Annotated in this window: 9 protein-coding genes; 7 read left to right on the forward strand and 2 right to left on the reverse strand. The window is 53.9% G+C overall.

Annotated features, from left to right (window positions below; all coding sequences use genetic code 11):
- Window positions 1-91: 91 nt before the first annotated feature.
- Window positions 92-664 (forward strand): thymidine kinase, encoded by a 573-nt coding sequence (locus G506_RS0113485; protein WP_028117312.1) that lies wholly within the window; start codon window positions 92-94, stop codon window positions 662-664.
- 79 nt (window positions 665-743) lie between these two features.
- Here the strand turns inward: G506_RS0113485 and G506_RS0113490 are convergent, their stop codons facing one another.
- Window positions 744-2,378 carry an alpha-amylase family glycosyl hydrolase gene (locus G506_RS0113490; protein WP_028117313.1) on the reverse strand — a complete coding sequence of 545 codons (1,635 nt, stop codon included), beginning with the start codon at window positions 2,376-2,378 and terminating at the stop codon, window positions 744-746.
- A gap of 621 nt (window positions 2,379-2,999) precedes the next feature.
- Here G506_RS0113490 and G506_RS0113495 point away from each other — a divergent pair.
- The 6 genes from G506_RS0113495 (at window position 3,000) to G506_RS0113520 (ending at window position 15,137) form a co-directional block, all read left to right on the forward strand.
- Window positions 3,000-5,750, forward strand: a complete 2,751-nt coding sequence (locus tag G506_RS0113495; RefSeq protein WP_035387358.1) for a TonB-dependent receptor — start codon at window positions 3,000-3,002, stop codon at window positions 5,748-5,750.
- Window positions 5,751-5,872: 122 nt separating this feature from the next.
- Window positions 5,873-7,372 carry a tryptophan halogenase family protein gene (locus G506_RS0113500; RefSeq protein WP_028117315.1) on the forward strand — a complete coding sequence of 500 codons (1,500 nt, stop codon included), beginning with the start codon at window positions 5,873-5,875 and terminating at the stop codon, window positions 7,370-7,372.
- Window positions 7,373-7,395: 23 nt separating this feature from the next.
- Complete coding sequence (locus G506_RS19780) at window positions 7,396-9,348, forward strand: alpha-amylase family protein (protein WP_084631392.1); 1,953 nt, start codon at window positions 7,396-7,398, stop codon at window positions 9,346-9,348.
- 12 nt (window positions 9,349-9,360) lie between these two features.
- Window positions 9,361-11,805, forward strand: a complete 2,445-nt coding sequence (locus tag G506_RS0113510) for a glycoside hydrolase family 31 protein (protein ID WP_051202135.1) — start codon at window positions 9,361-9,363, stop codon at window positions 11,803-11,805.
- Between the two features lie 84 nt (window positions 11,806-11,889).
- The gene (locus G506_RS19785) at window positions 11,890-13,404 is read left to right on the forward strand and encodes an MFS transporter (protein WP_051202136.1); all 1,515 of its coding nucleotides are present in this window, start codon (window positions 11,890-11,892) and stop codon (window positions 13,402-13,404) included.
- Window positions 13,401-15,137: an alpha-amylase family glycosyl hydrolase gene (locus G506_RS0113520; RefSeq protein WP_240473429.1), complete on the forward strand. Its 1,737-nt coding sequence runs from the start codon at window positions 13,401-13,403 to the stop codon at window positions 15,135-15,137. The genes G506_RS19785 and G506_RS0113520 overlap by 4 nt, the downstream gene beginning before the upstream one ends.
- Before the next feature lie 36 nt (window positions 15,138-15,173).
- Here G506_RS0113520 and G506_RS0113525 read toward each other — a convergent pair whose 3' ends face one another.
- Complete coding sequence (locus G506_RS0113525) at window positions 15,174-16,193, reverse strand: LacI family DNA-binding transcriptional regulator (protein ID WP_028117318.1); 1,020 nt, start codon at window positions 16,191-16,193, stop codon at window positions 15,174-15,176.
- Window positions 16,194-16,265 lie beyond the last annotated feature (72 nt).

Raw genomic sequence — 16,265 nt, forward strand, 5'->3', positions numbered from 1 at the left:
ATTAATCCAGCGCAGATAAACGACCGGCGGGGGTAGTGACCTTTGCCGGTTTTTTTTATACTTCAAGCCCGAATTACTGGGGAGACTCCACTTGGCGCAACTGTACTTTTACTACTCGGCGATGAACGCCGGTAAATCCACCTCTTTGCTGCAATCGGCCTACAACTACCACGAACGTGGGATGAACAGCTTGGTGCTGACGGCCGCCATCGATGATCGTTACGGGGTTGGCAAAGTGACCTCACGCATCGGTTTAGAGCGTGATGCGCTGCTGTTTAATGGCAATGATGATCTGCACCAGATGATCGCCAACCAGCCGCACAAGCCCGATTGTGTGTTGGTGGATGAAAGTCAGTTCCTAAGTAAAGCCCAAGTGCGGCAACTGACCCAAGTGGTGGATTGCCTTAACATCCCAGTGCTCTGTTACGGTCTGCGTACCGATTTTCAAGGTGAATTGTTTGAGGGCTCCCAATACCTGTTGGCGTGGGCCGATAAGCTGGTGGAACTGAAAACCATCTGTCACTGTGGCCGCAAAGCGATCATGGTGGTGCGGATGGATGAACAGGGCAACGCTGTACGTGGTGGTGCGCAGGTGCAGATTGGCGGCAACGACAGCTACGTATCGATGTGTCGTAAGCATTACCGCGAACTGGCGTGGGATTGAGATCGCCCTAGGGCTGCCCAGAAGTTGCAAAAAGGCCTCCGTAATGGAGGCCTTTGTCGTTGCGAAATCGCGCCAATGGTTAGCGCGTTAGTTCGGCATAAAAAACACCGTAGGGCGGGAATTGCACACGGCCGTGCTGCAGCTGCGCACTGGCAAGGCCGTGATCCGTGACTACGGTGAGAGCACCAGGACCGAGGTTGACAGAGGTGGGCTCAAAATCGATTGGGGCGGCACTGAGGTTAAAACCACAAAGCAGGGTTTTGCCCTCGAAACTGCGGCTGAACAGCAGCAGTGGCTCTGGCGTTTCGAAAAACGCAATGTCGCCCCACTTCAGCGCAGGTTGGTCGCCGCGCCATTGGCTAAAGCGTTGAAACTGACGCAGCATCGACTGAGGATCCGCCAGTTGCTTGGTGACCGCCGCGGATTTTTGTAAGGCATCAACTGGCAGCCATGGGGTGTGACTGCTAAAGCCTGCGTGGGGCTGACTTGGATCCCACGGCATCGGCGTGCGGCAGCCATCGCGCCCTTTGAAGTTGGGCCAAAAGGCGATGCCATAAGGATCTTGCAGCAGTTCAAAGGGCACCTGCGCTTCGGTTAGTCCCAACTCCTCCCCTTGATATAGGCAGACGCTACCGCGCAGCGAACAAACCAAGGCGTTTAGCTGTTTGCCCTGTTCAACACTGGGTTCACCGTGGGCCCAACGGCTAGCAACCCGCACCACGTCATGGTTGCTAAGTGACCAACAGGGCCAGCCTTGAGTGACCCGCTGTTCAAAGGTGGCGACGGTTTTTTTAATGTATGCGGCGCTGTTGTCGTTGGTCAGTAGCTCAAAGCTGTAACCCATATGCAGGCGGCCCGGTTCAGTGTATTCGGCCATGGTTGCCAATGAATCTTCGGAGGAGATCTCTCCCAGCGCCGCGGTGTTAGGGTAACGATCCAACAGCGACCGCAGTCGTTCTAGGAATGCCAAATTTTGCGGCTGAGTATTGTTGTAGAGGTGCTTTTGATAGGCGTAGGGATTGTCATTACTAAAGCCACGGCCATCACGCTCATGGGGTAACTTGGCTGGATTGTCTCGTAACTGCTGATCGTGGAAACAGAAATTGATGGCGTCTAGCCGCAGTCCGTCGACTCCAAGCTTGAGCCAGAACTCAACGTTGTCCAACATTGCTTGTTGGACATCCAGATTATGGAAGTTGAGATCCGGTTGGCTGCTCAAAAAGTTGTGTAGGTAGTACTGCTCGCGGCGGGGTTCCCATTGCCACGCGCCACCGCCAAAAATCGACAACCAATTGTTTGGTGGAGTGCCGTCTGGTTTGGGATCAGCCCAAACGTACCAATCGGCTTTGTCGTTGCTCTTATCCTGGCGGCTCTCTAAAAAGTAGTGGTGTTGATCACTGGTGTGGCTAAGCACTTGGTCGATCATCACTTTCAGCCCCAGTTGGTGGGCCTTGGCCAGCAGGTGCTTAAAGTCTTCGAGGGTGCCAAACATCGGATCGACATCGCGGTAATCGGCAATGTCGTAGCCAAAGTCTTTCATTGGTGAGGTAAAGAATGGCGAGATCCAGATGGCGTCAACACCAAGGCTGGCAACGTAATCTAACTTGGCGGTGATCCCCGGCAGATCGCCGATGCCGTCGCCATTACTGTCAGCGAAGCTGCGCGGGTAGATCTGATAGATAAGGGCGCCTCGCCACCAGTCCATTGCACTCATCGGTTGTCCTTCAATATTGATTGTTTGCCAGTGGCACGCGCTGCGTTACGCCAATTGATATCGATGTACGTTACAGAGATGGTGGTTTTGAGTCACTGTGCATACGTATGCAGCGGTGGTTATTTGTTGTGGTAGTTGTGTAATAACGCAGGTGCAAGTTTAAGTATTTGATATTTATTGATTTTGTTTTTGTTTTCTGCTGCTGTGGTTGTGGCTGCGATATGCGGTTTGACTCAAGATAAGGCGCTGCGCCCCAACTTGGTGCAACGTCAGCCGGTGTGCGTGCGTTGTTACATTGGCGTTGTGAAATTGTGTGTCGCTGTTTGATTTTGTTTCGAGCAAATACTCTTAATGCCCATCATTGCTGGGAAATACTGTGATTACCTAACGGCTAACTTGTTCTTATATCGCCCCTTTTTGTGTCCATTTTGTGGCAAAATGGTTATGAATACGTATGCATGGCATTGTCCCCCGGTTTTGGCGCTGTTTATTCTCGCTGCATAACCAATTTGGCTGACAGGTTGTGGGCTGGATAGTTTGCTTAAGTGTTGCAGGTGAACTGTTTCAGTCAGGAGGTTGCGGCCAGACCATAAACCAAAACCTCAAAAGGGAGCAGGGAAGATGATCAAGTCACCGTTTAAGTTAAGCGCGATGACGATGGCACTGGTGGGTGCGGGCTTTAGCAGCGTGGCGTACGCCAACGAGCCGGCCGCCGAAAATGCCGTTGCCGATAACGTCGAAGTGTTGGAAGTGCGCGGCATTCGCCGTTCGATGGCAGAGGCGCAGGCGGTCAAGATGGAGGAGACCTCTATTGTCGAAGCGATCTCCGCCGAAGATATTGGCAAGCTGCCTGACGTATCGATTGCCGAATCCTTAGCGCGATTACCTGGTTTGGCGGCACAACGGTTGGATGGCCGCGCCAACGTCGTTTCGATACGCGGCTTAGCGCCGGATTTTACCACCGCGACCTTAAATGGCCGTGAGCAAGTCACAATCAGCGATAACCGTGGCGTTGAATTTGATCACTTCCCATCAGAATTGATTAATGGCGTAGTGGTATATAAAACCCCCGACGCTAGTGTCACCGCCCAAGCCATTGGCGGCACCATCGACATGCAGACCATTCGACCGCTGGCGTATGGCGAGCAAACTATCGTGGTTAATGCCCGCGGTGAATACAACGATCTGGGCAAGCTCAATTCAGATGGTGAAGAGTATGGTTATCGCGCTTCAATTTCGTACGTTGATCAGTTCTTCGACGATACCCTTGGTATCGCTCTGGGGTATGCCAAGATGTCCTCACCAAACCAAGAGGAGCGCTGGAATGCGTGGGGTTACCCGGAGGATGGCACTACCGGTGATTTGGAGCTAGGTGGTGCTAAGCCGTTTGTTCGTTCAAGCCTACTTGAGCGTGACGGTTACATGGGGGTGATTGAGTTTGCACCGAACGATAAATTTACCTCAACCATCGATGCGTTCTATTCCGATTTCCAAGATGAACAGCTGCTGCGAGGCATTGAGATCCCGGCGGCGTGGGGGACAGGGGTTGACCCAGTGGTTAGCGAAAACGGCTTGGTAACTCAAGGTTTGATCCCCAACGCTAAGGTGGTTGTCCGTAATGACGTTAACCGCCGAGAAGCGCAGACCTTTTCTTGGGGGTGGAATAATAAATTGGCGCTCACTGAACAGCTTACGGTTGAGCTGGATCTGAGTTATTCCCACATCGATCGAGTTGATTTTGGCTTAGAAAGTTACAGCGGTACCGGTCGCAGTGGCGTTGGTGCTACCGACAATATCGGCTACCAGCTGACCGCAGATGGCTCAGCGGTGTTCAGCCCCACTTTGGATTACAGCGATTATGACCTGATCCGTTTGGGTGGACCATTGTGCTGGGGGAACCCGCAGGGGCCTTGCAGCCAAGACGGTTTTATTAACCGTCCTGACGTTGAGGATGAATTAAGCGCGATTCGGTTAAGCGCCGAACATCTGTTTGACGAGGGAGCGATAAGCAGCATTGAGCTTGGTTTGAACTATTCCAACCGCGAAAAACAGAAGATCAACGAAGGCTTCTTCTTAACGTTGAATAGTTACGATGCCGATAACCCACAGGCGGATCTGTCCGTGGTGCCAGAGCAGTATCGTTTGGGTACGGTCAATCTGGGCTTTATCGGTATGGGCAACATGATTGCCTATGATTCGATGGCGCTCTTCAACGATGGCTTCTACAGCTTGGTTTCAGAAAACGAAACCGACCCAACTCGCTCCACCAATAGTTGGCTAGTTAATGAAGATGTCGCCACCTTGTTTTTCAAGGCCAATATCGATAGCGAATTATCAGGGATGGCGCTCAAGGGCAACTTTGGCGTGCAGTTTGTACACACCGACCAAAGCTCTGATGGGCTAGAGGTTGAAGTCGCGCAAAACGGTCAAGTGTTGGTGAATCCGGTGACCGATGGTGATGATTTCATTGAATGGCTGCCAAGCGGCAACATCGGTTTGGAACTGGTTGATGATATGTGGCTGCGATTTGCCACCGCCCGCACCATGGTTCGGCCGCGGATGGATCAAATGAACTCCAGCTTCGTGATTAATTTTGATAACTCGAAGAACAGCAACGAGGTCAGCGATGACTTTAATGCTTCACCTTGGAGTGCCGATTTGGGGAACGCCAAACTGCGCCCTTACATCGCTTGGCAGTATGATCTCAGTTGGGAGTACTACCTGGAAGAAAACGGCTATCTGTCGGCTGCACTGTTTTACAAAGACATCAGTGATTTCATCTATAAAGAATCCTTCGCCGGTAACTTCAGTGAGTATGCCGATCCAAGCTTTACGGAATGGACTTCAGGTACTTACAACCAATGGCAAAACGGTGACGGCGGCCATATTCAAGGGATTGAGCTGTCAGCGCACCTTAGTGGTGGTTTGCTAAGCGATAGCTTGTCTGGCTTTGGGGTGATCCTGTCCTCGGCCTTTAATGACTCGGCCATTAAAGAGACCAGCGATGCGGAAGAGATTGAAATGCCGGGTCTGTCAAAGACCGTGGTTAACGGCACGTTTTACTACGAAGACTATGGTTTCTCCGCCCGTATCTCGGCGCGCTATCGTGATGACTTTCTTGGTGAAGTAACCGGCCTTAGTTTACGGCGTGAGTTCCATTATGTGGCCGCAGAAACCGTGGTGGATGCGCAGATTGGTTACGATTTCTCCGAAGCGGGCATTGCCGGTCTTGAAGGTCTGAATGTCTTCTTACAGGCGACCAACCTGACCGATGAACCCTTTACCACCTACACCAACGAAGATAAGCGCCAAGTGCGCGACTACCAAGTCTATGGCACCAACTACATGTTGGGCCTGAGCTACACCTTCTAAGTCTGCACTTGGTCAACTTAAGCCCCTGTTAACTCAGGGGCTTTGTTGGTTAAGGCTTGGCTAAGGGAGCAGTTAAGTGCCCTTAGCCAAGCCAAATCCAAATCGGTTGGGAGCGAGTTACGATGAATGCAATCAAACGGGTGGTTATTGCCGGTGGTGGCAGTGCTGGTTGGATGGCGGCGGCCCTATTGTCTCGGACATTAGGTAAGCAACTGTCGATCACTTTGGTGGAATCAGAGCAGATCGGCACCGTCGGTGTTGGCGAGGCCTCAATCCCACCGTTGCGCAATTTCAACCAAGCACTTGGATTGAACGAGGCTGAATTTATGGCCTTTACCGGCGCGACTTTCAAACTCGGCATTCAGTTTGAAGGTTGGGGCGGCGCTGACGATTGTTACCACCATGCGTTTGGTGAAATTGGCACGCAGCTGGGACTCACCCCCTTTCATCAGCATTGGTTACGGGCGCAGCTAAATAGCGACAAATTTGATGGCCAGAGTCTGTGGCGTTACTCCCTTAACCAGCAAGCGGCGGTGGCCAACCGCTGCGGGCTGATTAACTATCCAGAACGTTGCCCAATTAGCCCACTGGAACACGCTTATCACTTTGATGCCGGTCGTTACGCCCAGTTTCTGCGCCAGTACAGCGAAGGCCGTGGGGTTAACCGAATTGAAGGCAAAATTATTCAGGTGCAGCAGCACGGCAGCGGCGATATCGCTGCACTGCAATTGGACAATGGCAGGGTAGTCGCGGGTGATCTGTTTATCGATTGCAGTGGTTTTCGGGCGCTGCTGATTGGTGAAACCCTTGGGGTTGGCTATCACAACTGGCAGCACTGGTTGCCTTGCGACAGCGCTTGGGCGGTGCCCAGCGAATTGGGGCAACAGCTGAAGCCTTACACCCGCGCGATCGCCCATGAGGCGGGTTGGCAATGGCGTATTCCGCTGCAGCATCGGCAAGGCAACGGCATTGTTTTTTCCAGCCGCGACATGACCGATGAACAAGCCAAAGCGAAGTTGCTTGATAGCCTTGATGGTAAACCACTGGCACCGCCTAAGTTGATCCGCTTTAGCACCGGTCGGCGGGATCAGATGTGGAGTCATAACTGCATCGCCATTGGTTTATCCTCCGGCTTTTTAGAACCGCTCGAGTCCACCAGTATCCATCTGATCCAATCGGCGCTGCAGCGCTTAGTGAAGCTGTTTCCGGCCAGCAGCGAGATGGCGGTTGAGCGGCAGCGCTACAACCAGCAAGCGCAACTGGAGATGGAGCAGATCCGTGACTTTATTATTCTGCATTACCATAAAAACCAGCGCCCGGAACCGTTCTGGCAGCGCTTGGCGCAGATGGCGATCCCAACCAATTTGCAGCGCAAGATGGCGCTGTTCCAACGTAGCGGTCAGCTAAGTCGTGATAACGACGAACTGTTTGCCGAGATGGCGTGGCTGCAAGTGCTGATCGGTCAAAATATGCAGCCGCAGCAGTATCATTTGTTGGCGGATGGCCTCAGTCAATCGCAGCTCAGCCAGTTGCAACAAGACTTGCAATCGATAGTGCGGCAACTGCAAGAAGCGTTGCCGCCGCATCAGGATTTTGTTCAGCGCTACTGCGCATCCAAGTAAACCCAATTATCAAGGAGCGATAAATGGCGTTGCTATCACAGCATACTCGCACCAGTAACAGGGCTGTTGGCCAGCGCAAGCGTGGCTTGGCGCTAACTGCGGCGTTGTTGGCAAGCGGTTGTCACAACGTTTCGAGTGTTAATTCGGTCGGCTCGAATGCCGATGTTACCGCCACCAACCGTCAAGCTAGCCAGCTGCAGAGCAGCAGTAACCAAGTAAAGCCGGTGGTGTACCAGATGTTTACCCGCTTGTTTGGCAATACCAATCAAACCAACAAGCCGTGGGGCACGCTGGAGGAGAACGGCGTCGGTAAGTTTGCTGATATTAACGATGCCGCGCTGGTGGGGATCAAGGAGCTCGGGGTCAGTCACGTTTGGTATACCGGGGTGCTGCATCACGCCACCGCCACCGATTACACCGATTACGGCATCAGTAACGACGATCCCGAGGTGGTCAAAGGCCGTGCTGGCAGCCCTTATGCGGTGAAGGATTATTACAGCGTCAATCCCGATTTGGCCGTCGATCCCGGCAATAGGATGGCGGAGTTTAAGGCATTGATTGACCGTACCCACCGCCACGGCATGCAGGTGGTGATCGACATTGTCCCTAATCACATCGCCCGCGATTATCACTCTTTGGGCAAGCCCGACGGGATCGCGGATTTTGGCGTTAATGACGATCCCAGCCAGGAGTATGCCCGCGACAACAGCTTCTATTACGTGACGGGGCAGGGGTTTGCGTTGCCACAGTGGCAACCGGGGTTCCAGCCACTGGGCGGTGAAGCGGATCCGCGCATTGATGGTCAGTTTGCCGAATTCCCAGCGAAATGGACCGGCAATGGCGCTCGCTCGGCGCAGCCGCACTACAACGACTGGTATGAAACGGTCAAGGTCAACTATGGCGTTCGTCCCGATGGCAGTCATGACTTTCCCAGCTTGCCCGCCGGTTACGATAAAAAATCCGCCGCTGATCATTACGCCTTTTGGCAACAGCAAGATGTCCCCGCCTCATGGGTCAAGTTCCGCGACATCGCCCTGTTTTGGTTAGCCCAAGGGGTGGATGGCTTTCGCTACGACATGGCCGAGATGGTGCCGGTGGAGTTTTGGAGCTACCTCAATAGTCATATTAAGCAGGTAAACCCGCAGGCGTTTTTGCTGGCGGAGATCTACAACCCCAAGGCGTACCGTGACTACATCCATCTGGGCAAGATGGATTATCTGTACGACAAAGTCGAGTTGTACGACACCCTTAAAGGGATTATTCAAGACAAGCAGAGCGTCGATGAGATCGACGCCATTCAAGCGGGTCTTGCGGACATTAATCAGCACATGCTGCACTTCTTGGAAAACCACGACGAGCAGCGGATCGCCAGCCCGGAATTTGCCGCTAAAGCGGAAAACGCTCTACCGGCGTTGGTGCTGTCGGCCACCATCGACCAAGCGCCAATGATGATCTACTTCGGCCAAGAGGTGGGTGAACCGGGCGCCCAAGACGCCGGATTTGGCAAGGCCAGCCGCACCACCATCTTCGATTACTTTGGGGTGCCACATCATCAGCGCTGGATGAACGATGGCAAATTTGATGGCGGCAAGCTGTCTGACAGTGAGCAAGCACTTCGAGGTTATTACGCTAAAGTGATGCAGTTTAGTGCCTCGCACCCGGCATTGGCGGGGCCGTTCCACAGCCTGCAAAGTGCCAACGCCAGTAATCCTAATTACCCCGATAAGCTTTATAGCTTTGCCCGTTGGCAAGGGGATAAGCGACTGCTGATCAGCAATAACTTCAGCCAAACCGATGGCGGCAAAGTGCGGCTGCAACTGGATAGCGAACTGATTAACGCTTGGCAATTGACCGAAGGTGAGTATCCACTGACTGACGCCTTGGCCAACGACAGCGCCACCTTGGTGGTTACCGCTGACGGCGCGTTCGTTGAGGCGCAATTTATCCCGCTGCAATCGCGCATTTGGCAACTTTAAAGGCTTGAAATAATGACAACAATAACAACAGCCCAAGGGGTAAGCGGTTATTTGGCGGCAGTGATCGCGCTGGCATTCAGCTCGCCCAGTTTGGCGGCGGTAGTCACTCAAGCGAGCCTGAGCGAGGATGGCAGCCAGTTGACGCTCAATACCGATGAGGGCCGCGTTAGCTTAACCGCTTATGGCGAGGGCACCTTGGCGGTGACTTACCATTTAGACGGCGAGCTGCCGTCGTTTGCGATTGCTGAAGACGCGCCACTGGGGCAGGCGAGCCTGAGCGAAATCGACGGCGGTTGGCGTCTGCAGTTGCCGGATCTGCGCGCCGAGATCCAAGCCGAGCCACTTCGCATCAGTTTCTATCGAGGTGAGCAGCTACTTACTGCCGAAGCGCCGGGATTGATTAGCCCTGCGCTGGATCGCAATCCAAGCGGTGGTGAGTCGTGGCAGGGGCAAACCGGCACCGGCTTTGCCTTTTCGCTTAGTGACGGCGAACAACTGCTAGGTGGTGGCCAGCGGGTGCTCGGGATGGATCGTCGTGGCCTGCGCATGCCGCTGTATAACAAGGCCAGTTACGGTTACGGCAACCATGCCGAGCAGATGTATTACAGCCTGCCAGCGGTGCTGTCGGATCGTCACTATCTGTTGGCGTTTGATAACAGCGCCTCCGGTTGGCTCGATATTGGTGCCAGCGAGCCAGATAGGCTCAGCTTTGAAGCGATATCGGGGCGGCAAAGTTATCTGATAAGTAGCGGCACTGATTACCCTGAATTGATTGAAAACTTTACCGCGACCGTTGGTCGCCAACCATTGCCGCCACGGTGGTCGTTGGGCAATTACGCTTCTCGTTTTGGCTATCGCAGCGAGGCCGAAACTCGCGATGTGGTGGCGCAGTTTCAGCAGCAGGATATTCCGTTAGATGCGGTGGTGCTCGACTTGTACTGGTTCGGGCCAGACATCAAAGGTCATATGGGCAACCTTGATTGGGATCGCCGTAACTGGCCGGATCCTGAGGGGATGATCAGCGATTTTGCCGCGCAAGGGATCAACACGATGATCATCACCGAACCGTTTATTTTGACCAGTTCCAGTAACTGGCAAGCCGCGGTCGAAGCCAACGCCTTGGCGGTCACGGCGGATGGCCAGCCGCAGACGTTTGATTTTTATTTTGGCAATACCGGTTTGCTGGACGTCTTTAGTGACGCTGGTCAGCAGTGGTTTTGGCAGGCTTACCAGCGCTTACTAGAGCAGGGCATTAGCGGTTGGTGGGGCGATCTCGGCGAGCCGGAAGTGCACCCCGATGGCACCCTGCATCAGCTCTCAGCCAGTAACCAACTAGTGCGCGGCGATGAGATCCACAACGCCTACGGTCATCAATGGGCCAAGATGGTGTTCAACGGCTTAAAGCAAGCGCAGCCACAACAGCGGCCGATGGTGATGATGCGCTCCGGTTTTGTCGGTTCGCAGCGCTACGGCATGATCCCATGGACCGGCGATGTCGACCGCAGTTGGGCCGGGCTGCAGCCCCAGGTGCAGTTATCGCTGCAGATGGGGATGTTGGGTTTGGGCTTTACCCATTCTGATCTCGGTGGTTTTGCCGGTGGCGAACAGTTTGATTCAGAACTGTATACCCGCTGGCTGCAATACGGGGTGTTTCAGCCGGTATTTCGTCCGCATGCGCAGGAACACATTGCCCCAGAGCCGATCTTTGCCGATGAGACTACTAAGGCGATCGTCCGTGATTTTATCAAGTTGCGCTACCGCTTGATGCCCTACCTGTATAGCGCGGTTTATCAAAACAGCCTCACTGGCTTGCCGCTAATGCGACCGCTGCTGATGGAGGATAACCGCTTGTTTGGCGTTGATGACGCGTACCGCTTTGGCGATGCGATGATCGTCGCGCCGGTGACCGATAAAGGGGTAACCCAAGTGACCTTCGATCTGCCGCAAGGAGTCTACTTCGATTGGTTTAGTGGCAAGCGTTATCAGGGCGGGCAGCGAGTTTCAGTGCCGGTATCACTGACTACCATTCCGGTGCTGATTGAAGCCGGAAAGTTTGTGCCGCTGGTGGCGGATCATAACCATGCTGGGGACTATTCCAGCGAGCAATTAACCCTGCACTACTACCATGATGACGGCGTTACCGAGGGATCTGGCCAGATGTACGAGGACGATGGCCACGATCCCAATGCCATCGTTAATGGCCGCTATGAGAAGCTGGAATTTATCAGTCAGTTCAACCAACAAGCCAATCAGCTGCGGTTTACCTTCAGTCGCCAAGGCGGTTATGACGGTATGCCGGCAACTCGGCAGTTGACGCTTAGGCTGCATCAGGTTGGCTCGGTGGCGGCCGTCAGCGTCGATGGCCACCCTGTACCGTTTACCCAGCAAGGCAACGATCTGCAACTGTCCCTTCGCTGGCAGCAGGCGTCGCTGCAACTGACGCTACAGCGGCAATAACCTGTGATGAATACGTATGCAGCGGTTTGCTGGTCAGTGACCGCTGTCGGTATGGTGGGATCACTTCCATAAAAGGATTACAAGATGGTTAAGGAAAAACCGCAGTTATCGTTCTGGCAGATCTGGAACATGTGTTTTGGCTTTTTGGGGATCCAATTTGGCTTTGCTTTGCAAATTGGTAACGTCAGCCGGATCTTTCAGACCTTGGGCGCTGATATGGATCAATTGCCGATCCTGTGGATTGCCGGTCCCGTTACCGGCTTGCTAGTGCAGCCGATCATTGGTCATTTCAGTGACCGCACTTGGACTCGCTTAGGTCGGCGGCGGCCCTATTTTCTTTATGGCGCCATCGCCACCTCGTTGTCGCTGGTGCTGATGCCTAACTCCTCGGTGCTGTGGATGGCGGCGGGGATGCTGTGGATTTTAGACGCCTCTTTGAATGTGTCGATGGAACCGTTCCGCGCTTTCGTTGGTGATAATCTGCCAAAAAAACAGCAGCCTCAGGGCTATGCGCTGCAAAGTTTCTTTATTGGCGTCGGTGCGGTGGTGGCGTCGATGCTGCCGTGGTTGTTTGATTGGGCTGGGGTCAGCAATACCGCTGCCGATGGTGCGTTGCCAGATACCGTGGTTTACTCCTTTTACGCTGGCGCGGCGGTGTTACTGCTGGCGGTATTGTGGACGGTATTTACCAGCAAAGAGTACAGCCCTGAACAGTTGGCGGCGTTTCATCAAAATGAGCCGGCGCAGCTCGAACCGGTCAACCGCAGTACCAGCAAATGGCGTAGTGGCGGTTTTGGTTGGTTACTGGCCGGTGTCGTTGCCACCGTGTTGGTGTGGTCGTTAAGCCTTGATAAAGAGCTCTACATTCTAACCATCGGCCTTGGGCTATTCGGCGTGCTGCAATTGTGGCAAGCGCAAACCTGCGATCAAGGTAAGCCCAGTGGCCTCAATATCATCATCAACGATCTGTTCGCGATGCCGCCGGTGATGAAGCGGTTGGCGGTGGTGCAGTTCTTCTCGTGGTTTGCGCTGTTTGCGATGTGGATTTTTACCACCTCGGCGGTCACCTCAAGCCATTTTGGTAGCAGCGATCCGACCAGCGAAGCCTACAACCAGGGGGCTAATTGGGTCGGGGTTCTGTTTGCCGGTTACAACGGCTTCGCGGCGCTGGCGGCGATATTTATTCCGATGATGGTCAACGCCTTGGGCATCCGGTTCACCCACCAAATTAACCTGCTGCTGGGGGCGCTGGGGTTGGCGTCATTCCTGTTTATTGACGATCCAGATTACCTGATGCTGTCGATGATTGGGGTTGGCTTTGCGTGGGCGTCGATATTGTCGTTGCCCTACGCCATGCTCAGCGGCGCGTTGCCGGTGCAGAAGCTTGGGGTGTATATGGGAATTTTTAACTTCTTTATTGTTATCCCGCAATTAGTGGCTGCGACGGTGCTCGGCCTGCTGCTGCGGTTGGGCTTCAATAACGATCCAATCTACGCCTTACTGCTGGGGGCGATCAGTTGGTTGATTGCTGCGTTGGCGGTATTTGCTCTGAAACCACAAACCGATTTGCAAACCAATGGAAAGGAAGCCCATCAATGAACCGGTTGCCAACAACGATGATCAAACCGCTGCTGGTAGCGATCAGCAGCGCCTGGTTGAGCGCTTGCGCCAGCACTGAGCCCCCGTTATCGGCGCCTGCTGCGGCAGGCAGCGTACAGCCAGCAGCTTTAGTCAGTGGCTCTGGCTTACCTGACCTACCAAGCTACTCTGATTTACCAAGCTACTATGGCACCTTGCACCCGTTTGCCAGTAAGGCGGTTTATTTTGTTCTGACCGACCGCTTTGTTGACGGCGATCCGGCTAATAATTTTGCCGATAGCAGCGGCTATAACCGTCCGATTGAATTGATTGCTGGCAGTCCCGCCAATGTTGGTTATCTGGGCGGTGATTTTAAAGGGCTGCTATCGCAGGCGGATTACATTGCCGAGATGGGCTTTGGGGCGGTATGGATGACTCCGATCGTAGATAACCCAGCGCAAGCGTTTAGCGGCGGCGATCGCATTCAACTGGATGGCTTTGGCATGGACTTAGGCAAGTCCGCTTATCACGGCTATTGGGCCAGTAATTTCTATCAGGTTGATGAGCATCTGCCCTCGGCCGATCTTAACTACCAACAGCTGACCGCAGGGCTTCAACAACATGGGCTGACCACGGTGCTGGATGTGGTCATTAATCACGGCTCACCGGCGTATAGCATGCCGACCAAGCAGCCGGAATATGGCCAAATTTTTGCTGAAGATGGCCGCTTGCTGGCGGATCACGGCAATCTGGCTCCAGAACAGTTAGATCGCAGCAAGCCGCTGCAGGCGATGTTTGCCAATAAGCGCGATTTAACCCAACTGGCGGATTTCGATTTCTCCGATCCGCAAGTGATGGATTATCTGGTCGGTGCTTATTTGAAGTGGCTTGGTCAGGGGGCAGGGGCGTTTCGTCTGGATACCGTTAAGCACGTCAGCCCCGAGGTGTGGCAACAGTTCAGTACCCGCATTCGTACCGAATACCCGGATCTGTTTATGTTTGGCGAGGTGTACTCCTTTGATGCCGAGGAGATTGGCAAGTTTACCTTCGACAACGCCGGCGGCATGAGCGTGCTCGACTTCCCGCAGAAGCAGGCGCTGGCGCAAGTACTGGAACAAGGCGCCGGCTTTGAAACGTTGTTGCCAACGCTGTTCCTTGATGGCAACCAAGGCACCTACGCCAATCCCTATGAGCTCACCACCTTCTATGACAACCATGATATGCCACGGGTTGATACCAGTGACGAGGGCTTCATTAATGCCCACAACTGGTTGTTCACTGCCCGTGGTATTCCGGTGATCTATTACGGTTCAGAGATAGGTTTTGAACGGGGCAAGGGCGAGCATCTGGGCAATCGTAACTACTTTGGCGTCGAGCGTATCGAGCAAGCCAAACAGCACCCGATCCGCCAAGCGATGATGCGCATTGCTAAGGTTCGGCAGCAAAGCGTAGCACTGCAGCGTGGCTTGATGTTGCCACTGGAGATGCAGGGCGATCGTGCCGCGTTTATGCGCGTCTATCAGCACGATGGCGTAGCGCAGCAGGCGCTGGTGTTGCTGAATAAAGGCAACAGCAAGCAGCGTTTTAGCCACCGTTTGCAAGCGGGCGATTGGCAAGAAGCGTTGTCGGCCGCGACCAGCAACGGCGTTATCGAGGTGGAACTGCCAGCCAATTCGGTGCAGGTGTGGCTGCTGGATGCGCCAGTTATGGACAGCAATCTGGCCGAGCAATTGCAGCCGCTGCTGCGGCTGTAATTGAACGCAAGAGCGGAAGAGCACTTGGCTAACTATTTAGTTTTCGCAGCTTTGGCGGATGATAAGTTCGGTCGGAATGGTGATATCACTGACGCGGTTACCGGCGATCTGTTGTACCAAACTTTCCACCAAGGCTTCACCGGCCAGATGCGGATCTTGGCGGACGGTGGTCAGTGGTGGCGAGGTAAATTGCGCCACTTGGATATCATCAAAGCCGACCACGGCGATATCAGCGGGGATTTTAAGACCGCGCTCTTTGATCCCCTGCATGGCGCCGATGGCGATCAGATCGCTGGCGGCAAAGATTGCATCAAACCGAATGTTGTCATCGAACAACTGGTTAACCGCATGATAGCCGGCGTTTTCGGTGGTGATGGCGCTTTGCTGCAAGCGCGGTTCTAACGCCATGCCATGGGCCACTAGCGCCTGCGCATAGCCTTGGTAGCGTTGTAAAAATTCCGGCGAATGCTCTGAAGCGTCGCCCAAGAAGGCGATCCGCTTTCGGCCCAGCTCCAACAGATGGGCGGTGGCATCGTAACCACCGCGCAGGTTGTCGCAGCCAACAGCGATGCCAAGGGCCGATTGCGGCCCCCAACGCACAAAGTGGGTGCCCTGTTGTTCAAGCTGTTTGAGCTTAGGTTGATAGTTCAGATCGTCGCCATAGCCGAGCAAGATCAGGCCATCGGCTTTGTGGTTATCGTCGTAATCGGCGGTCCAGTCGTCGGACAGTTGCTGGAATGACACCAGCAGATCGTAGCCATGACGGGCACAAGCACGGGTAATGCTGCCGAGCATCGCATGAAAAAATGGATTGATCAGCGAATCATCGCTGGTGGGATCTTCAAACAGCAGCAGCGCGAGTGTTTCAGCGCGTTGCAAACGCAGAGCGGAGGCGTTTTTATCGACTTTGTAGTTCAGTTGCCGCGCAATTTCATGGACGCGTTCAATGGTTTCCGCCTTGACCAAGGGGCTGTTACGTAGCGCACGAGAAACTGTGGATTGGGAGACACCAGCCAGATGGGCGATGTCGAACGAGGTCGCTTTTCCTTTGGTCATAGTGTTGTCCCGATAGACGCATGCCGAAGACCATCTTCATTGGCAAATCAGAAGCTTAACAAATTCATCACA

Source organism: Ferrimonas senticii DSM 18821, assembly GCF_000422665.1.
Taxonomy (GTDB): Bacteria; Pseudomonadota; Gammaproteobacteria; order Enterobacterales; family Shewanellaceae; genus Ferrimonas; species Ferrimonas senticii.

Coding starts and splice junctions, on each gene's coding strand:
- G506_RS0113490 (WP_028117313.1), bottom strand. CDS start 2,378: ATGAGTGCAATGGACTGGTGGCGAGGCGCCCTTATCTATCAGATCTAC.
- G506_RS0113495 (WP_035387358.1), top strand. CDS start 3,000: ATGATCAAGTCACCGTTTAAGTTAAGCGCGATGACGATGGCACTGGTG.
- G506_RS0113500 (WP_028117315.1), top strand. CDS start 5,873: ATGAATGCAATCAAACGGGTGGTTATTGCCGGTGGTGGCAGTGCTGGT.
- G506_RS19780 (WP_084631392.1), top strand. CDS start 7,396: ATGGCGTTGCTATCACAGCATACTCGCACCAGTAACAGGGCTGTTGGC.
- G506_RS0113510 (WP_051202135.1), top strand. CDS start 9,361: ATGACAACAATAACAACAGCCCAAGGGGTAAGCGGTTATTTGGCGGCA.
- G506_RS19785 (WP_051202136.1), top strand. CDS start 11,890: ATGGTTAAGGAAAAACCGCAGTTATCGTTCTGGCAGATCTGGAACATG.
- G506_RS0113520 (WP_240473429.1), top strand. CDS start 13,401: ATGAACCGGTTGCCAACAACGATGATCAAACCGCTGCTGGTAGCGATC.
- G506_RS0113525 (WP_028117318.1), bottom strand. CDS start 16,193: ATGACCAAAGGAAAAGCGACCTCGTTCGACATCGCCCATCTGGCTGGT.